This window comes from Parapedobacter composti (genome assembly GCF_900112315.1).
GTDB classification, from domain to species: domain Bacteria; phylum Bacteroidota; class Bacteroidia; order Sphingobacteriales; family Sphingobacteriaceae; genus Parapedobacter; species Parapedobacter composti.
In genome coordinates this window covers 504,935-524,180 of sequence record NZ_FOLL01000001.1, presented here as the reverse complement: position 1 = coordinate 524,180, position 19,246 = coordinate 504,935, and the positions used below count along the sequence as shown (strand labels likewise).

Genomic DNA, 19,246 nt, shown 5'->3' with positions numbered 1-19,246 from the left:
AGATTAAACCAAATAAAAGAATGTAAACACAAATACCCATACCAGGTCAACGAAGTGCCAATAAAGGCCTACTTTCTCCACCATGAGGTAGCTTCCGCGGCGCTCAAAGGTGTTAGCCAGTACCATTCCCAACACGATAATATTCAACAGAATCCCGACGGACACGTGGAATCCGTGGAACCCGGTGATGGTAAAAAACAGATTAGCAAACTGCAGGGCAGAAACCTCGGAAATCTCCTTTGTAAAATAAGGAGCTAATGCAACTTCCGGGGATACCCCCTCTTGTGTGGGAATATGTCCCCACCAAAATCCTTGATGGTGCAGGTGTGTCCACTCCAGCGCCTGGCAACCAATGAACATCAAGCCACCGATAATGGTAGCAACCATCCACCACACCACTTCTTTTTTCGAACGGCGATGCCCCGCTTCCACGGCAAGCACCATGGTTACCGAACTCATGATAAGGATAAAGGTCATAATCCCTACAAACACCAGCGGGTACCCGTGGTCAGCCACAAAAGGAATGGATTGGAAAACCTTGTCCGGATCAGGCCAGGTCAGGTGCGCAAACCGTTGTGTACCATAATAAATCAGGAATGCGGAAAACGTAAAGGCATCCGATGTGAGGAAAAACCACATCATGATCTTACCGTACTCTACGTTAAAAGGCGACTTCCCCCCGCTCCACCGACCGGTCTTCACCTCATCCAATTGCGATACAGTTGTACTCATTGTTCAGTGTTATTGATTCAAAAGTAAAAAAACATAAATATAAATCCACAAAATACCCAAGAAATGCCAAAACAAGGCAGCAAGGTCCATCCGGAATACATTATTCACCTGCGGTATATTCCGGATACGTCCTACCAACGCCCTGGCCAATACGGCAAGTCCGGCTATGATATGCGCCAAATGCATTCCGGTAAATACATAAATGAAAGACTGCGATGCATTGCTATTCACAAACACCACACCCCGATCGCTCAATACCCCCCAAGCATGCACCTGCATGGCAAAAAAGCCAATACCCAGCGCTATCGTGACCAAGAGCAGCAACTTCTGCCGGCCGAATGCCGTGCGCTTGGCGGCAGCATACGCCATTTGCATGGTCACACTGCTGACTACAATCAAGACGGTGCTGTAGATGAAAGCATCGGGCAATAAGGTTTTGATCCCCCTATCCGCGCCGCCGGCGGTATACACGATAAAACCGCTCGACAAGGCCGCGAACATCATAAACATGCCAATCATGCCCAGCCAAAGATTGAATTTCTTTGCCTTTTGCTGGGTCAGTTCCTCTTTATCTTGCGTATACCGCGCCATAGCTATCATAAGGCGTTAAAGTCAAAAAGTAATATCAGTTGAAGCACCGGCAGGATGAAGAACGATGTAAACATCACTTTACGGGCCGAAGCTAAATCACGCTTCATCAACAGCAGAAGCCCGTACCAGCAAAACAGCAATCCACCGGTCACCGATACCGCGGCCACTGTAATGCCGCCGAATCCGAAATAATAAGGCAGCAAGCTTACCGGTATCATCAGCAAGGTGGAGAAAAATACCATGAACGCCGACACAGCATCCTTTTTCCCGGTAGGAAGCAATCGGAACCCTGCCCGTTTATAGTCGTCATCAAGCACCCAAGCTATCGCCCAGAAATGCGGAAACTGCCAAACAAATTGAATGGCAAACAGCACCAGCGGGATAATAACAATAGCGGCAGCGTTATGCTGGCTGAAGGCCGCCAAATCGTTCTGGCTGAAAGCAGCGTAATAACCGATTAATGGAGGCAATGCCCCCGGAAACGCCCCAACAAACACCGCAATGGGCGACTTTTGTTTAAGCGGTGTGTAGATGAACGCATATAACAAAATCGAGAACACCGAAAGCAGTCCCGCAATGAAGTTGAGAGAAACCAACGTATAGGTTCCGGCAATTCCCATCAACAGACTCAACACCAACGCCTGGCCGGTCGTCATCCGCCCGGCAGGTATGGGCCGATCTGCCGTGCGCTTCATCAGCTTATCCAGATCACGTTCAATAATCTCATTGAATCCATTGGCCGATCCGGTAACCAAAAAACCACCGAGGGTCAGGATTACCCAGTTCAGCCATTGGATATCGCCTTGTTGTTTACTACCGATTAAAAAAGCAATGGAGGCTGAAAACACCACGGTCATCGTCAGCCGCATTTTCACCAATTGCTTAAAATCGCCCACAAACGCCATCACTTCCGAAAACACGTCGCTCTTGGCCGGTTTTCGGATCGCTACATCCCCTTCTACCTTCTTGGCGTGCATATCCTTATCAATTTTCATTTATCAATCTTAATCGTTAGCCCTCCCCACGCGTGCCTTGCCCAGCAAGAGCATCAAATAATACTGGGTACCGAACAACAAACTGGCCAACACCAAATGGGCCGTCTGCGCGTAAGGAGGCATATCAAAATAGGCCAACAATATGGCCGTAACAGTTTGTAATACCAGCAGCACCATCAGCATGTTGGTAAACCGGCTTTGATGCGTGCTCGCGGCGAACCGGGAGCGTACCGCGAAAAACAGCAGCACCATCACGATGGCTGATATTACGGCAAGTGTGCGGTGTACGTCAAATACATTACCTACCTGCTCCAGCCACTCCCCCCGCTCGGCCACGTTGCTTGCGATATGGTCAATTTCTTCCCGCACCCCCGTACCGACGCCCACCTGTACGACAACCAAAAACAACGAGCACGCAGCTAACACCTTAATGCCTCCTGTCTTGTGGTTAATCAGCAAATCCTTATCGCGCAATGATCTTGCCTTGAAATACGTATAGATGCTTATCCCTACAATCACTAAGGCCAGCAGCATATGCACGGTGATAATCCAGGGCATCAGGTTTGTCGACACCACGATAGAGCCCAACCAAGCCTGGAAACCAACCGCTACCACGTTAATGACACTCCATATAAAAATGGATTTCCGTGTTTTAAAGAACGTAAAGGAAAAGACGGCACAAAGTAACAACAAAAATCCCGTCACCGCCCCCACCAATCGATTGATATACTCCGTCCATGTTTTCGCAGCGTTAAACTCCTCATGCCTGAGAATGCTCTCATCATGGCGGATGCGGTCGGCCAACTCCGTCTTCCCGAGCCGCTCCAGCAGACCGGCAAACCGATTGTTCTTGGCTTGCCTTTCCGCTATATATTTCGCCTCATATCCTTCAGGCAGCTGCGCCTCACTTGTTGGCGGCACCAACCTGTCAAAGCATTTCGGCCAATCGGGGCAACCCATTCCCGACCCCGTACTGCGTACCACCCCGCCTGCGAGAATCAACACGAATAGCGAAACAATCGTAATCTTGTTGACCCATAAAAACCTTTTCTCTGCAGGCGGAAGCATAGGCGTCTACTCCGCCTCCTTCTCGGGCTGTGGCTTATTCGCCAATTCCCATTCCCGCTGTATACGTTCTGCCTCTTGGTTCCCCTCGAAATCATGCGGTAAGTTAGAACTCATGGTCTCAGAGAACGGCACCGTTTGCGGAATAAAGTCCTCATGGTGCCCAGGCTTACTGTAATCGTACGGCCAACGGTAAACCGTAGGAATCTCGCCCGGCCAGTTGCCATGGAAGTGCTCTACCGGAGTTGTCCACTCCAATGTATTGGAGCTCCAAGGATTCTGGGTGGCACGTTTGCCAAACCAAATCGACGAAAAGAAATTCCAGATGAATGCCAACTGCCCTAATGCCGCGATGATAGCAGCCCAAGTGACAAACTCGTTCACGGAAATCCATTTGTCCATGAAAGGAAACTCAGTGAATGAGTAATACCGGCGCGGAACACCATCTATACCCATGAAGTGCATGGGGAAGAATACCAAATAAGCACCAATAAACGTCACCCAGAAGTGCAAGTAGCCCAATTTCTCATTCATCATTCTACCGAACATCTTGGGGAACCAATGGTAAACACCGCACAGCATGCCGAAGATTGATGCCGACCCCATCACCAGATGGAAGTGAGCAACAACAAAATACGTGTCGTGCAGGTTAATGTCAAGTGCCGAGTTTCCGAGGAATATCCCGGTTAACCCACCTGAAATAAAGAATGACACCATTCCGATCGCAAACAGCATGGCCGGGGTAAACCGGATATTCCCCCGCCAAAGCGTAGCCAGGTAGTTAAACACCTTAACCGCCGAAGGCACTGCAATAATCAGCGTCGTAATCATAAACACGCCACCGAGGAACGGGTTCATACCTGTTACGAACATGTGGTGGCCCCATACGATAAACGACAATACGGTAATCCCAATCAAAGAATAAACCATCGCGTGATAACCGAAAATAGGCTTGCGGGAGTTGGTGGAAATCACCTCTGATGTAAGCCCTAATGCAGGCATCAATACGATATACACCTCAGGGTGCCCCAAAAACCAGAACAAGTGCTGGAACAAAATCGGGCTTCCGCCCTCATTCGGCAGAATCTGCCCCTGCACCACTAAATCTGACAAGTAAAAACTAGTACCGAAGCTTCGGTCGAAAACCAACAGCACCACTGCCGACACCAACACAGGGAATGAAAGCAAGCCGACGATAGCGGTGAGGAAGAGTGCCCAGATGGTTAATGGCATCTTCCAAAGATCCATGCCTTTGGTCCGCATGTTCAGCACTGTACTGATATAATTTGTTCCGCCCAAAACCTGAGACACAATGAACAAAGTCATACTGATCAACCAAAGCGTCATCCCTGCGGCAGAACCACTGATGGCCTTGGGAACTGCCGACAGCGGCGGATAGATTGTCCATCCTGCACTTGCTGGACCGCTTTCCACAAAGAACGAAGCAATCATGACCACACATGCGGCAAAGAAGAACCAGTAAGAAAGCATGTTCATGAACGGTGATGCCATATCCCGGGCTCCCAATTGATAGGGAATCAACAAATTGGCAAACGTACCGCTAAGGCCCGCCGTCAACACGAAAAATACCATGATGGTACCGTGTATGGTCACCAATGCAAGAAAAAACTCGGGGTGAATGCGTCCACCCTCTGCCCATTTCCCCAAAAACAACTCAAGAATGGGGAATTCCTTGTCCGGCCAAGCCAGCTGAATCCTGAACAGGATAGACAGCAGCATGGCAATTACCGCCATCACAATACCGGTAACCAAAAATTGCTTAGCAATCATCTTGTGATCCTGACTAAACACATATTTAGTCCAAAACGACTCATGGTGATGCCCATGGCCACCGTGATGATCCACACTATGAATGCTGGCGTTTCCTATAGTTGACATATTGATGTATTAATACGTTAATGTTAAAACCTTAATTGGCGTTAGCCAACAACTTTTCACTTCCCTCGTTTGCCGTTGCCTCAGAAACCTGGAACTCCTTACGTAAGTCTTCGGTAAAGAAATAAGGTTGCTCGTTGAGCCATTCGCGGTATTCCTCCTCTGTAACGACCCGCACCTTTTTCTGCATGTTATAGTGCCCGCCACCGCATATCTTAGCACAAAGCATCACGTAGTCGTAATTATAATCACCCAACCTGTCGCGCATTTCCTCGGTCGTGATAGTGGGCGTAAACTGGAAATACGTCTTCATTCCCGGTACTGCGTTCATCTGCACACGGAAATCCGGTATATAGAAGCTATGCAATATATCTTTGGAGCTGATCTGGACACGGACGGGCTTATTTACGGGAAGCACGATCTCCGAACCCAATTGATCATCCCAACTATTCTTGTCATTGAAATCGATACCTAAGTTATTCAGCGGTGTCGTCAGGCGGTAATTCCGCTCGCCAATTACCCCATCCCTTCCGGGGTAACGGACAGTCCAGGTAAACTGCTCACCGATCACCTCAATATGCAATGCATTTTTCTGGTCTTCCTCGGGCACATTGGTGATGCTCCGCCAAGTAAAGAACCCAAACAATACCAACACGGTAAGTACAATAGCCGGAACAATGGTCCACACCTTCTCTATGGTATTGTTATGCGGATAAAAGTATGCCTTCCGTTGAGGCGTAGCCCTGTATTTGAAAGCAAAGCCGAACAAGCCGATATGGGTAAGCACCAACACTATCGTAGTAATCACCGTGGTAATCATAAACATCAGGTCGATGCGTTCTCCGTGCTCGGTTGCCGCATCGCGCATAGATTGCGCACCATGATGTACATAAGACCAGTATACACCATACAAACCCACTATCAAGCACACCAAAAACAGTGTCGCGTGGATATTATGCATATAATAGGTGGTATCTTTTCCGGCCATCCGACGGGTCAGTTCATATATCTGCCAAATCCGGCCGACCACCACAATAAGTATACAAATCAGCAAGACAAGCAACACATAATAAAAAGCGTTCTGGTAAACCTGCGGATCGAGATCCAGGGGTTGGTCACCTTCAGCCGTAGCCACCGACGTCACGCCTATCGCCTCGTCAACTGTAGTACCGCCCGCTGCCGTATCGGGTGCCGGGGTATCGCCGGTTACCGCAACGGTCGACGCCGTGTCCGCATTGCCCACCGTACCGGCAGTATCCGTACCCGCAGTAGCCTGAACGGAGGTGTCCGCTGTTGACTGTGCAAACGCCGGGATTGACAGCAACACGCACATGGAAAATGCCAGCAAAAAAACTGTCCTGATATTACTATTTTTTATAAAGCCCATTTCAATTTATAACGATTGTCCGTACTTCGATATTTTAACGTCATCACCCTGATTCCCACAACGCATCTTGCCGTATCAGATCTGGTGATGCAAGCTCTCCTCCAAGAAAGGGTGTTTAACCGGAGCCAGCGCATGCTTACTCAATTTATTGAATACAAGGAACGTAAAAAGCCCAACGAATCCAAGCGCCGTGCCGACCTCAATCCAACCAAAACCGCGGTGGGTTTCCACTGTGCCCGGCATGATCATGATGTAATAATCCAGCCAGTGCCCCATTAACAGCACAATACTTACGATCAGCATGATATTCATTTTCCGCTTGGCATCACGGTCCATCAGTGCCAGAATCGGAATCACAAAATTAATCAACACGTTTATCCAGAACCATGGCTTATATTCAGGCTCCCAGCGTTTATAGAAGTAAACCGTCTCTTCAGGAATGTTTGCATACCAAATCAGCATGAACTGCGCAAACCAAACGTAAGTCCAAAAGATGGAAAACCCGAAAATCAATTTCCCTAAATCGTGCAGGTGATTCGCATTTACCCACGCCAGGTAGCCCGCCTTCTTTAGCAGGATGATAATTATGGTAATAGCGCAAAGACCACTTACCCACATGGCCGCAAAATTATACCAGCCGAACATGGTGGAAAACCAATGCGCCTCCAGTGACATTACAGTATCGAACGACCATATCGGCGTGGTGAATCCGAAAATCACCAAAAACAACGCTGACAATTTAAAACTCTTCTTATAAGAATTAAGCCCACCCTGCAAATCTTCATTGTAGGAATACTTGGCCAACAACCATGAACAGATGCTATAGGATCCCATGAATATCACCTGCCGTATCAAAAAACCCGGCGCATTCAGAAAGGCAGCCTTACCGGCAACCAATGCATCATAATTGGGGCTATCAGGGTCAGTAAGTCCTTCAGCATACCAATGGTGGTAGAGGTTGTGCGTAAACAATCCTGTCGCCGTAATGACAAGCAGAATCAGCGAAGCGATGGGCAATACACTGGCCATAGCCTGAGGAATCCGTACCATCCCCGCCGACCAGCCGGCTTGGGTAACGTACTGCAAAGCCACAAAAAATCCGCCCGCAGCGCACACACAGGTGAAATAATACCCCATCAGCAACAAATTGGCGTATGTACGCTCCACGGTGATGTGGTCACTGGAAAGCAAGCCAATGGCTATCGCCACGACACCCACGGCAACGGCCACCAAGCTGAATACTTTTGCCTTTCCCGTGAATGTATATTGCTCACTAAAGTTATAATCGTGATGATGACTATGAGTTCCCATTTAATATAGCTGATATAATATTATTTCTGTTGTAATTCTCTAACATACATAACCACTTTCCAACGTTCTTCGGGCGACAACTGCGAAGCATGCGAACCCATCATGTTCAACCCGTAGGTAATCGTATGATAAATCTTACCGTCGGTAAGGTCGGCCATCAGTCCGCCGCGGGATGAATTGGCACCATCCGAGCGCCTGTACGATGGTGGCGGCGGATAATTTTCCAGCGCCCTGGATTCCGTCTTAGATTCCAGTCTTCTATCTTTTGTGATTGGGCCGTCACCTGCCCCTTCAGGACCATGGCATACCGCGCAGTATACTAAATACAGGGCCTTGCCTTGAGCCAGGTTAGCCTCCGTACGGGCCAACGGGTTCACCACCTCGGCACCAGCCCGTTCATAATCTTCGTTGGTACCAGCATATTCAAACCGCTCAAAACCTACAGGTACTGTTCCAGGAGGCGGTACCTGTGCTGTCTTGCCATCCTTGAAGTTGGCATTCGGCTGGTCAGGATTATACCCGATTGGGTCATACATATTTCGCGAAAATTCCCAGCCCGTGCTACGCGTCGTTTTATCCCCGCAAGCCGTCACTACAGCCGCAATGGCAACAGCCGCACCTACAGCGCCAAGAAACCTCATCTTATTCATAGCTAACATATTTTCGTTCGTTGTACTTCACTTCTACGGCGCCGGCTTCTTTCAACAAGCTTTCAATCCGTTCATGGTCTGCATTATCGTTGGCATCAATGGCAATGATAAACCGATCATCTGTGGCACGCAAATCCATTACACGCGGTGCCCGCCCCGGAAACAAATGATTCCGGTAAAAAAACGTAGCCACCATGCCCAACGCCGTAATTAAAATCGTACACTCAAATGTCACGGGTACGAAGTTCGGCAATGGCAGGGCCGGCTTACCGCCGATGTTCATTGGCCAATCATACGTCATGGTATAGTACAGTAAACAGAATCCCAGGGTGCCTCCCAGCAATCCAAAACAGAAGGCGGCAATGGGCAAGCGCGAAGGTCTCACACCCAGCTTCGCCTCTATTCCATGGATGGGCATCGGCGTGAAGCAATCATAAATGCTGATGTTATTAGCCTGCAGCTTGTCAATCCCGTCCATCAGCTCGTCCGGGTCTGCAAAACTTCCGAGAATATATTTAATCTTGCTCATTGCTACTTGGTTTCTAATGCCTTAATGTCCTGTTCCGTTACCGAATCATATTTGGTAAGCGAATTTCTAAAGAATTCCACCTGTTCCGGATCCTGATGCCCTTCTTGTACCAGCTTGGTCTTCTGCTGTAAACTGGCGCTCTTCAGCAACAGTTTCACCTCGGCCACCGCTATACCCGGCAAGAACCGCAGGAACAGCAAGAACAAGGTAAAGAACAAGCCGATGGATCCCACAAATATACCGACATCCACCCATGTCGGATAAAACATTGCCCAGCTTGACGGGATATAATCGCGATGCAGCGACGTAACGATGATTACGAAACGCTCAAACCACATCCCGATATTAACCACAATGGAAAGCACCCACGATATGGGAATACTGGTACGTATCTTCTTAAACCAGAACAGCTGAGGCGAAATCACGTTACACGTCATCATCGTCCAATAAGCCCACCAGTACGGCCCCGCAATCCGGTTCGCAAAAGCATACATTTCATATTCAGAACCTGAATACCAAGCGATGAAAAGTTCCGTCAAATAAGCGATACCCACAATAGAACCAGTTACCATGATAATCTTGTTCATGGATTCGATGTGGAACATCGTGATATAGTTCTCGAAGTTGAGCACCTTACGCATCACGAGCAGCAGTGTCTGCACCATGGCAAAGCCCGAGAAGATGGCGCCCGCAACGAAGTAAGGCGGAAAAATCGTGGTATGCCAGCCGGGGATAACCGACGTTGCAAAGTCAAACGATACGATGGTGTGAACCGAAAGTACCAACGGCGTGGAGATACCTGCCAAGATAAGCGAAACTATCTCGAAACGCTGCCAGGTTTTCACCGACCCGTTCCATCCGAAAGACAGGATTGAATAAATCCTCCGCTTGAGGCCAGCAGCGCGGTCGCGCACAGACGCGATGTCGGGCAGCAACCCGCAATACCAAAACACCAGCGAAACGGTAAAGTATGTCGAAATCGCAAATGCGTCCCATACCAGCGGAGAGTTGAAGTTTACCCATAAGGAACCGAATTGATTCGGCAAGGGGAAGATCCAGTAGGCCAACCAAGGGCGCCCCATGTGTGCCACTACATAGGTAGCCGCACAGATTACCGCAAAAATCGTCATCGCCTCTGCCGAACGGTTAATGGAGTTCCGCCAGTTCTGCCGGAACAACAACAGTACCGCCGAGATCAACGTACCGGCGTGACCGATACCCACCCACCATACGAAGTCGGTGATATCCCAAGCCCAACCTACCGTTTTGTTCAAGCCCCAGGCTCCGATACCGGTCCAAAACGTATAACCAACGCTCACCACCCAAAGCAAAGCCCCCAAAGCCGCCAGGATAAACCCTATCCACCAAGCCTTGTTGGGCTTGTTTTCCACCGGTAACAGGATATCGTCCGTCACCTTGGCATACGTGATGTCCTTGCCTGTTACTAATGGTTCCCTTAATATTGATTCGTTATGCGATGACATAATATATTATTTCGAAAAGAAGAATTGATTAAGCCTCATAAGTATTTCTCACCTTCGTCATGTAACCGATGCCCGGTTGCACGTTAATTTCCTCCAACACGTAATATACACGCTCGTTCTTCAATGCCTTGGATACTTCCGAATTAGGGTCATTGGCATCTCCGAATATGATTGCGTTGGCCGAACATGCTGAGCTACAAGCCAATTTTATATCGCCATCTTTCAGCGGACGCTTCTCCATTTTGGCTTTCAGCTTACCTGCCTGGATACGCTGGATACACATGGTACATTTCTCCATTACCCCGCGTGAACGGGACACCACGTCCGGATTAAGCACCAGCTGGGTGAACTCGTTATTCAGGTAATTATCAAAGCGTGAGTCGTTCCAGTAGTTGAACCAGTTGAAGCGCCGAACTTTATACGGGCAGTTGTTGGCGCAGTACCGTGTACCGAAGCACCGGTTGTACGCCATGTGATTTAACCCTTCTGACGAGTGCACTGTGGCCAACACGGGGCAAACCGTTTCGCAAGGTGCGTGTTCACAGTGCTGGCAGGTCATCGGTTGGTGCACTACCGATACATTCTCGAAATCCTCCAGCTTGGCAATATCGTCTTCTTTGGTATATGACGCTCCACCTTGCTCGATAGCATAGTATCGATCTATCCGCAACCAGTGCATTTCGCGACGGCGACGCACTTCATCACGGCCTACAACCGGAATATTATTCTCGATATTGCAAGCCACGATACAAGAGCCGCACCCCGTACAAGCGTTGAGGTCTATCGCCATCACCCACTTATGCCCAGGCTGCTCATACTTATTCCACAGGTCGTATGTCTTATGCTTATCCGTCCATCTTCCGGCATTATGCCCCGGATTTTCTTTGTATTTAGCGAAAGTCGTCTCACGGATAACGTTACGTCCTTCAATCGTATGGTGCGTTTGCGTCTGCGCCAGTTCATAGCGGCCGGAGGCCTTAGTCAGTTTCGCCGTGGTATTGAATTGCAACGTTCCGTTGACCAATTTTGCCAGCGGATAAGCGTTTTGTCCAACGTTATTGCCCGCTTTACCCACCTTGGTACGGCCATAGCCCACCGCAATGGATACTGTCCCCATTGCCTGCCCCGGCTGCATCAACACCGGCAATGTAATTTTATAGCCGTTTTCCGCTTCAACCTCCACGAGGCTGTTCTCTCCCAAGCCCAGTGATTCCGCAAACTTCGGATTAAGCGCCGCATAGTTATCCCATGTAACCTTTGACACCGGATCGGGCAGTTCATGGAGATACGCGTTATTGCCCTGCTTGCCATCTTTTAAGGCCACGCTTTGGTAAAGCTGCACTTCCACGTCCTTGGCAAGGGTCTTGCTGCCGGCTGCGATGGCGCCCGCTACCGCTTCGAGGGTGCCGAAATCAAAGCTATACGCAGAAGCAGGCTGGTCACCCTTGTATTCAAACCCTGTCTGCAATACATCCTTCCAGGTTTTGCTGCTACCCGCAAGAATATGCTGTTCCCAGTTCTGTTTAACAAACGTATAGTAATCTGTTTTCTCACCGGCCCAAAGCAACAAGCTGTGTTCTGCCTGCCGCGTATTGAAGACCGGATTAATCGTAGGCTGTACAATGGTGTAATAGCCCCCGCGCGGATTGGCATCGCCCCAAGATTCGAGGAAATTATGATTCGGCGCGATAGCATCCAGTTCGGATGCGGTCTCGTCTTCGCGGTCAGCGAACGAAAGCTTGAACTTGATCTTTCCTAACGCTTCTTTGACAGCCCCTGCATCCGGATAGTCGTACAGCGGGTTACTATCCAGGAAGAACACCACATCTACATCACCCCGGTTTGCCTCCGCCAAGAACGCTGCAAAGGCTTCGTCGTTCCCTTTATACCGGTAAGACGGATTGTCCAAATCAATGGTACTGCCATAGCTTTGCAGCGCCACGTTAATGGCATTGGTCAAGGTCTGGATAGCCGTATCGTTAGAACCCGCAACCACAACGGCACGGCCGCGTGCCTGCTGCAACTCCTGGGCTACCAGCTTCAATGCCGTCTGTGCCTTCTGATTGGTGCTCAACGCACCGGACAGGCTGCTACCGGTAATGGCGTTGTACAACGCGATTAACAACGGACCCTCTTCTGAAGGTTTAATGGCCACCCTGACATCCGCATTGGTGCCGGTGAGGCTCATTCCGCCTTCAAACTGGATATGGCGTGACATTTTGCCATTCTTAAGGCTTTTATAGTCGCGGTTAGATATATACTGTTGTGTATGCTCCTCACCATCAAGCCAAGTGCCCAGGAAATCAGCAGCCACGCTGACAATCACGTCCGCATTGTCAAAGCGATAATGAGGCACCACGGCTTTGCCGAAGCTGTTCTGGTTGGCTTTGATAATGCCGCTGTAAGAAACGGCATCTACCTCAACTAAACGGGCAGTCGGATATTTTTCGGTAAAGCGGGCTATCGCAGCGATAGCTGATGGACTGTTGATGGTGGAAGAGACAATCCGGATCTGCTTTCCGGCAGCCGCAGCCGCGTTCAACGCCGTCACTACGTGCGTGTCCAATTCGTCCCAAGAAATATCAGCACCGTTAAATTTGGGTCCCTTCAGCTTGGACATGTCGTATAGATCCAGTACCGCAGCCTGCGTGGATGCATCCGTTCCGCAATTCAGCCCTACAGCAGAAGGGTTAGCCTCTAACAGGATGGGGCGTCCCTCGCGGGTCCGCACCAAAACGCTCTGCCCTTTGAAGCTTGAAGCATAGAAGTTGGGAATACCCGGGGTCACTTCCTCGGGTTTAATGAGGTAAGGAACAGCTTTATGCACGGGCGTGCGGTTACACGCCGCCAGCGTAACAGCTCCCAACCCGAATCCCAGTGCTTTCAGAAAGTCACGACGAGGTGTCTTGGTGCTCAGGCCGGCCTCATTCAATACATCTTCTACGGGAACCGGTTCGGCAAATTCACCTTTGCTTTGCTTTACAAAAGCCGGTGTTTGCTGCAATTCTTCCAAACCTTTCCAATATTTCTTGTTGCTATCCATTTAAGCTAATATAAAGAGATATATATCTTATTTGCGTGTTCTTATTATTAATAGTGGCATTTTCCACATTCCAATCCGCCGAGCATGGCCGCCGTAATCTTCTCACCCTTTTTCAGCTTCTCGTGCGCGGCAATCAGTTCGTCATAGTAAGCGTTGCCTTTATGGTTCACTTCTGTCTCCTGGTGACAGTCCACGCACCATTTCATGGTCAACGGCGAATATTGGTATACTTCTTCCATCGTTTCAATCGGTCCGTGGCAGGTCTGGCATTCCACCCCTGCGACCGCAACGTGCTGCGAGTGGTTGAAATAAGCGAAATCAGGCAGATTGTGGATACGCACCCATTCAATGGGGCGCTGGTTGGTACCATACTCCATGGTCTCCGGATTATAATCCAATGCGCGGTAAATTTTAGCGATTTCCGGCGACAGTTGCCCGTCATACTTGTCGCTCCCCGTAACGGCCTTGTGGCAGTTCATACATACATTGGCCGACGGGATGGATGCATTCTTCGATTTGTATGCGCCACCATGGCAATATTGGCAATCAATCTGGTTTACGCCCGCATGCAACTGGTGCGAAAACTTGATGGGTTGCACCGGTTGGTAGCCCTCATGCACACCAACGTTCCATAGCGTCTTCCATCCGGCCGAAGCCAGGAAGACAACCAGCATCAATACCGCAAAAAATACCAACTTTTTATTTTTAGCCAGCTTCCGGAACTTAGCCGCGTAGTCTTTACCGGGAGTTTGGTCAAGCACCGGCTCAGGAATCAGGTCTTTATTATTGGTAATTACCCGTTCCAATGTGCGGATAACCTTATTAAGCACCAGGATTACCACCAAAGCCAGGGCAATCACGGCAATCAGGCCGACAATCATGAAGCTGCTTGCGTCGCCGCTCGCCCCGCCAGCGCCTCCGTCTGCTCCGGTGCCGCCATCAGCTGCCCCCGCCGCACTTTTCTCCTCTTCAGACTTGATATAGGCCAAAACGCTCTTGATCTGATCTTCAGAAAGTTGCGGAAAAGCCGACATAGTCGCATTGGGGTATTGCGCATCCAGCTCTTTGGCTATGGGATCCCCGGCAGCAATCATTGCGGGTGCATTGTGAATCCATTTCAACAACCAAGCCTCTTCCCGCCGTTCGTTTATCCCTGCCAGTTCCGGCCCCAGGAATTTGCCGAACACCCGGTGGCATGAAGAACAATTGGATCTAAAAATCGATTCCCCTTCCTTCGCATCCTGCGCTTGTAATGAAGAGGCCACAAACAACAGCACTAAAGCAACGGATATCGGCTTGGCAATCCTTCCAAAAACTAATGAGATATTTCTCATATTGAGCACTTTATACAGTTTATGATAAATGTAAAAATTTGGGCTATTTGAATCAATGGAACTACACCCTCTTAACAATGGCACAAAAGTATAACTTATTGCCGTATCGGTGACAATCTGATGACTGAATTTAATAATTTATAATCGTTCTAAATTGATGAAAAAATGCGATTCCAGCGTGTATTGCATAATTTATAAGATCGCATCGGTTCCGGTCATTCCCGTAGCAGGCAAGCCAGATTTTGTTTTTTGATAATTAATTTTTAAGATTAAATGCAGGGGGTTGATAATCCTTTTTATCACATCTTAAAACTTTTTTCCATACTTTATGTATATTCGCATGAAGGGTTATGATAAAATCCATCAATTTAAAAACGCACCCATGCAGTACGTTAGCTGGTTCGCTCTGGGAGTGCTTTGTGTTGCCATAGCAGGGCGGGCGGTATCCCAACGGGATGTCCCTCATCAAGCCGACCACAACAAGCATGGTTCAATTCAATATCAGATGGACACGGCGAAATACAATAAACTTACACCCGAGGAAGAGTACGTCATTATTCACAAAGGCACGGAACGGCCGTTCACGGGGGCACTATTGAATAATAAAGCCCAGGGCACTTACGTGTGCAAGCGCTGCGATGCGCCGCTTTACCGTTCAGAAGACAAGTTCGAATCGCATTGCGGCTGGCCGAGTTTCGACGATGAAATACCGGGGGCCGTAAAGCGGGTACCTGATGCCGACGGGCGGCGCACCGAAATCCTATGTTCAAGCTGCGGGGGACACCTGGGGCACGTATTTCTTGGCGAGCGATTCACCCCGAAAAATACCCGCCATTGCGTCAATTCCCTGTCGATGAAGTTCGTGCCCGCGACGACTCCCTGATGATCAACGTGGAAGGGAGCACCACCTGCCGGTTTTCCTTGGCGTTGCCGTCCAATTGGTTAAGCAACGTATTGATCAGCTCATCGGCTATGCCTTCGATAGGCTGTGACACAGCGGTTATCGTCGGGGTAAACAACTTGAAGAGCGTATGATCATCATAAGATGCTACCGCAGGCATCGAAACTCGGTGTTGTTTAAGCGCTTTGAGGCCGATAATGGCCAGGTAATTGGTTGCAAAAAAAACAGCGTCAGGTTCCTGATCGGCTAAGAAGGCGCTGAAGCTGCTGATAGTTGTCTCTTCATCGTCGCCCATGTTCACCTTTTTCACATATGGTTGCAGCTTATAGGTGTCAATCGCGCGCATGTAGCCGTCCATGCGATCACGCATTTGCGTCTGCGACGAATATAAAGTGACCAGAGCAATACGCTTGTATCCCTGCTGCGCTAAGTGGGCGGTGGCATCATATGCACCTTTTATGTTATCTGAAACGACATAGCTGGTGTTCAAACCAGGAATATACCGGTCGAACAACACCACGGGCAGCTGGCTGCTTACTAAGGATTGGATGGTATCTTTAACCCCCTCCGAAGGCGTAATGATGTATCCATCTACATGGCGGTCACGGAAAAGCTGGATAAGCTCAATGGTTTTCTCGGGCTGGTTGTCCGTACTGCAATAGATAATCCGGTACCCTTTGCTATAGGCCTTGGCTTCGATAAGCCGGGCAATATTAGCGAAAAACGGATTGGAAATATCCTCAATAATCAAACCGATGATTTTAGTTTTTCCCGTGCGGAGGCTTTTAGCCAGCTCGTTGGGCTTGTACCCCACCTTCTGGACATAATCCAGCACCCGCTTGGTTAATCCTTCGCTGATACGCTTCTCTTTGGCTTTGCCGTTGAGAATAAACGATACGGTGGTGACAGACACCCCTAAATCTCTAGCGATGTCGCTTATAAGTATTTTCTTCTTCATTTAGCAAAACCTGCTTTATGTTTAGCACATTTGGCAAACGTATGTATTTTTTTTTGGGATTGAAAGAATAAGATTTAGTTTTACAGGAAATTGGACATTAATTTTTTATCACATGAATATGCTAATGCGTTTGAGCTCATTAGTCTTGTTTTCCTCCCTCTGTCTGCTGTCACGGGGTCAAGACTCCCTTATCAGATACGTAGACCCTTTCATCGGCACTGGCGGGCACGGGCACACCTTCCCGGGGGCAGCCGTCCCCTTCGGCATGGTGCAGTTGAGCCCCGACAATGGCCGGTCCGGCTGGGACTGGTGCAGCGGATACCACTACAGCGATAGCCTCATCGCCGGCTTCAGCCATACCCACCTCAGCGGCACTGGCATAGGCGATTGGCTGGACATTTCCGTGATGCCGCTGACGGCACCGCTTGCGGATACCACGCAGGGCATCAAAATACGCTTCAGCCACGACAACGAGTATGCCTCCCCGGGTTATTACCGGGTAACGATGGACAACGGTATCCGGGCTGAGCTGACCGCGACAGCACGCTGCGGGTATCATCGTTATACGTACCCCCAAGGTGCTACGCCAACGATCCGGCTTGATCTGGCCTTCCACCTGAATTGGGATACACCTACTGAAACGCATGTCACCATCCTTAACGACAGTACGCTCGTCGGCTATCGTTACTCCACGGGCTGGGCCCATGTACAACGGGTGTATTTTGCGGCGAGAACGTCGTCCGCTTTTACAAAAACCATCCTCAACGACGGACATTCCGCTTCGGACATGTCAGACATGGCAGAGACCTATGACAAAGGAAAGGGCGTGTCTGCCCAGCTCATCTTTAACGAACACCACGGGCACATCATCGAACTTAAAGTGGCTTTATCCAGCACGAGCTACGATAAGGCGTTACAGGCACTCAATGAAATCCCCAGCTGGGATTTCGCCAGAACAAGGAAGTCTGCTGCCGACCAATGGGAAAACGAATTACGGAAAGTTACCATCAGTACAAACAACGACGCCTTGAAGCGCGTCTTTTATACAGCACTTTACCATACGGCCATTGCCCCTACCCTGTATTCCGATGCCGATGGCGAATACCAGAACGCGCACGGTGATGTGCATACCATGCCGGGGGGAACCAGCCGCTATACGCTGTTCTCCCTGTGGGACACATTCCGGGCATTAAAACCGTTGTTTACCCTTACCCAACCGGAGCGCTATACCGACATGCTCAACAGCATGTTGGCCTTCTACGACGAAAACGGATTACTCCCCGTTTGGGATCTCAGCACCTGGGAAACCAATACCATGACCGGCTACCATGCCATCCCTGTGCTTGCGGACGCCATTCTAAAAGAGTGGCCCGGGCTGGATGCCGAGCGGGCTTACGAAGCGATGATCAAAAGCGCACACCAAGACATCCGCGGTGTGCCCGATTACATTCAATACGGATACCTGCCACAGGACAAGGCCGGCGGAAGCGTTACTGTTACGCTGGAATATGCCTATGACGACTGGTGCATAGCCCAAGTCGCCAAGAAGTTGGGTAAAACGGCAGACCATGCAACGTTCATGAACCGTGCGAAATCGTACGCCCAGCTTTTTGACCCAGGCACCGGCTTCATGCGTGCCAAAAACAGCGATGGTCAATTTGTAGAACCGTTTGACCCCTTCTGGTCAGAGCATGATTTTGACAAAGCTCAATACATCGAAGGCAACGCCTGGCAGCATTCGTTCTTCGTTCCGCATGATGTAGCCGGACTGGCCGCTCTGTATGGCAGCAATAAAGCATTGGGAAAAAAACTGGACGAACTCTTTACCGCACCATCGGTAATGCATGGCGAGAATATTTCTCCCGATGCCAGCGGCTTTATCGGCCAATATGCCCACGGCAATGAGCCCAGCCACCATATTGCTTATATGTATAATTATATCGGCGAACCATGGAAAACCCAGGAACGGGTGAGACAGATTGTCGATTCCATGTACCACGACAAACCGGACGGCTACGCCGGCAATGAAGACGCCGGACAGATGAGCGCCTGGGCCGTCTGGAGCATTGGAGGACTATATCCAGTGAACCCCGCCGCCGGTGAATACGTATTCGGAAGCCCTTCGGCCGATAAAACCACCTTTTCTTTGCCAAATGGCAGACAATTCACCATCAGCGCACAGAATAATAGCGACAGAAACATCTATATCCAGTCGGCCACCCTGAACGGAAAACCTTATGAAAACCTGTACATCCGGCACCAAGATATACTTGAGGGCGGTGAGCTGGTGTTCAAAATGGGCCCCAAACCCAATAAACGCTTCGGACGCAACCCGGAGACGTGGCCCGGCGGGGAAGGTAATTGGTGATT

Annotated in this window: 15 protein-coding genes; 2 read left to right on the top strand and 13 right to left on the bottom strand. The window is 49.5% G+C overall.

From position 1 onward, the window contains the following. Positions 1-3: 3 nt before the first annotated feature. The 12 genes from BM030_RS01890 to BM030_RS01835 form a co-directional block, all read right to left on the bottom strand. A complete protein-coding gene (locus BM030_RS01890; protein ID WP_090970463.1) occupies positions 4-732 on the bottom strand; it encodes a cytochrome c oxidase subunit 3 in 729 nt (242 codons plus the stop codon). Between the two features lie 9 nt (positions 733-741). After that, on the bottom strand, positions 742-1,323 hold the full coding sequence (locus BM030_RS01885) for a cytochrome c oxidase subunit 3 (RefSeq protein ID WP_090971004.1): 582 nt from the start codon (positions 1,321-1,323) through the stop codon (positions 742-744). A gap of 5 nt (positions 1,324-1,328) precedes the next feature. Continuing rightward, complete coding sequence (cyoE, locus tag BM030_RS01880) at positions 1,329-2,231, bottom strand: heme o synthase (protein WP_397235052.1); 903 nt, start codon at positions 2,229-2,231, stop codon at positions 1,329-1,331. A gap of 96 nt (positions 2,232-2,327) precedes the next feature. After that, the gene (locus BM030_RS01875) at positions 2,328-3,386 is read right to left on the bottom strand and encodes a COX15/CtaA family protein (protein WP_090970461.1); all 1,059 of its coding nucleotides are present in this window, start codon (positions 3,384-3,386) and stop codon (positions 2,328-2,330) included. Between the two features lie 6 nt (positions 3,387-3,392). Further along, positions 3,393-5,282: a cytochrome c oxidase subunit I gene (locus BM030_RS01870; protein WP_090970459.1), complete on the bottom strand. Its 1,890-nt coding sequence runs from the start codon at positions 5,280-5,282 to the stop codon at positions 3,393-3,395. Between the two features lie 31 nt (positions 5,283-5,313). Further along, positions 5,314-6,666, bottom strand: a complete 1,353-nt coding sequence (locus BM030_RS01865) for a cytochrome c oxidase subunit II (protein WP_090970458.1) — start codon at positions 6,664-6,666, stop codon at positions 5,314-5,316. Positions 6,667-6,741: 75 nt separating this feature from the next. After that, a complete protein-coding gene (locus tag BM030_RS01860) occupies positions 6,742-7,977 on the bottom strand; it encodes a quinol:cytochrome C oxidoreductase (protein ID WP_090970456.1) in 1,236 nt (411 codons plus the stop codon). A gap of 20 nt (positions 7,978-7,997) precedes the next feature. Further along, positions 7,998-8,636, bottom strand: a complete 639-nt coding sequence (locus BM030_RS01855) for a c-type cytochrome (protein WP_090970453.1) — start codon at positions 8,634-8,636, stop codon at positions 7,998-8,000. Next, a complete protein-coding gene (locus BM030_RS01850; protein WP_090970451.1) occupies positions 8,620-9,156 on the bottom strand; it encodes a DUF3341 domain-containing protein in 537 nt (178 codons plus the stop codon). The genes BM030_RS01855 and BM030_RS01850 overlap by 17 nt, the downstream gene beginning before the upstream one ends. A gap of 2 nt (positions 9,157-9,158) precedes the next feature. Next, positions 9,159-10,640, bottom strand: a complete 1,482-nt coding sequence (gene nrfD, locus BM030_RS01845; RefSeq protein WP_090970449.1) for an NrfD/PsrC family molybdoenzyme membrane anchor subunit — start codon at positions 10,638-10,640, stop codon at positions 9,159-9,161. A gap of 28 nt (positions 10,641-10,668) precedes the next feature. Continuing rightward, a complete protein-coding gene (locus BM030_RS01840; RefSeq protein ID WP_090970447.1) occupies positions 10,669-13,683 on the bottom strand; it encodes a TAT-variant-translocated molybdopterin oxidoreductase in 3,015 nt (1,004 codons plus the stop codon). 47 nt (positions 13,684-13,730) lie between these two features. Continuing rightward, entirely contained in the window at positions 13,731-15,017 is a 1,287-nt protein-coding gene (locus BM030_RS01835; RefSeq protein WP_090970445.1) for a c-type cytochrome, read from the bottom strand. A gap of 382 nt (positions 15,018-15,399) precedes the next feature. Here BM030_RS01835 and BM030_RS01830 point away from each other — a divergent pair, with 382 nt between their 5' ends. After that, positions 15,400-15,900, top strand: coding sequence for a methionine-R-sulfoxide reductase (locus BM030_RS01830; RefSeq protein ID WP_090971000.1), 501 nt, complete (start codon positions 15,400-15,402; stop codon positions 15,898-15,900). Here BM030_RS01830 and BM030_RS01825 read toward each other — a convergent pair. Further along, on the bottom strand, positions 15,857-16,876 hold the full coding sequence (locus BM030_RS01825) for a LacI family DNA-binding transcriptional regulator (RefSeq protein ID WP_090970443.1): 1,020 nt from the start codon (positions 16,874-16,876) through the stop codon (positions 15,857-15,859). The two genes, BM030_RS01830 and BM030_RS01825, sit on opposite strands and share 44 nt — an antisense overlap. 124 nt (positions 16,877-17,000) lie before the next feature. Between BM030_RS01825 and BM030_RS01820 the strand changes: the two genes are divergently transcribed. Continuing rightward, positions 17,001-19,244: a GH92 family glycosyl hydrolase gene (locus BM030_RS01820; RefSeq protein ID WP_211657508.1), complete on the top strand. Its 2,244-nt coding sequence runs from the start codon at positions 17,001-17,003 to the stop codon at positions 19,242-19,244. The last annotated feature ends 2 nt before the right edge of the window (positions 19,245-19,246 follow it).

Coding starts and splice junctions, on each gene's coding strand:
- BM030_RS01890 (WP_090970463.1), bottom strand. CDS start 732: ATGAGTACAACTGTATCGCAATTGGATGAGGTGAAGACCGGTCGGTGG.
- BM030_RS01885 (WP_090971004.1), bottom strand. CDS start 1,323: ATGGCGCGGTATACGCAAGATAAAGAGGAACTGACCCAGCAAAAGGCA.
- BM030_RS01875 (WP_090970461.1), bottom strand. CDS start 3,386: ATGCTTCCGCCTGCAGAGAAAAGGTTTTTATGGGTCAACAAGATTACG.
- BM030_RS01870 (WP_090970459.1), bottom strand. CDS start 5,282: ATGTCAACTATAGGAAACGCCAGCATTCATAGTGTGGATCATCACGGT.
- BM030_RS01865 (WP_090970458.1), bottom strand. CDS start 6,666: ATGGGCTTTATAAAAAATAGTAATATCAGGACAGTTTTTTTGCTGGCA.
- BM030_RS01860 (WP_090970456.1), bottom strand. CDS start 7,977: ATGGGAACTCATAGTCATCATCACGATTATAACTTTAGTGAGCAATAT.
- BM030_RS01855 (WP_090970453.1), bottom strand. CDS start 8,636: ATGTTAGCTATGAATAAGATGAGGTTTCTTGGCGCTGTAGGTGCGGCT.
- BM030_RS01850 (WP_090970451.1), bottom strand. CDS start 9,156: ATGAGCAAGATTAAATATATTCTCGGAAGTTTTGCAGACCCGGACGAG.
- nrfD (WP_090970449.1), bottom strand. CDS start 10,640: ATGTCATCGCATAACGAATCAATATTAAGGGAACCATTAGTAACAGGC.
- BM030_RS01840 (WP_090970447.1), bottom strand. CDS start 13,683: ATGGATAGCAACAAGAAATATTGGAAAGGTTTGGAAGAATTGCAGCAA.
- BM030_RS01835 (WP_090970445.1), bottom strand. CDS start 15,017: ATGAGAAATATCTCATTAGTTTTTGGAAGGATTGCCAAGCCGATATCC.
- BM030_RS01830 (WP_090971000.1), top strand. CDS start 15,400: ATGCAGTACGTTAGCTGGTTCGCTCTGGGAGTGCTTTGTGTTGCCATA.
- BM030_RS01825 (WP_090970443.1), bottom strand. CDS start 16,876: ATGAAGAAGAAAATACTTATAAGCGACATCGCTAGAGATTTAGGGGTG.
- BM030_RS01820 (WP_211657508.1), top strand. CDS start 17,001: ATGCGTTTGAGCTCATTAGTCTTGTTTTCCTCCCTCTGTCTGCTGTCA.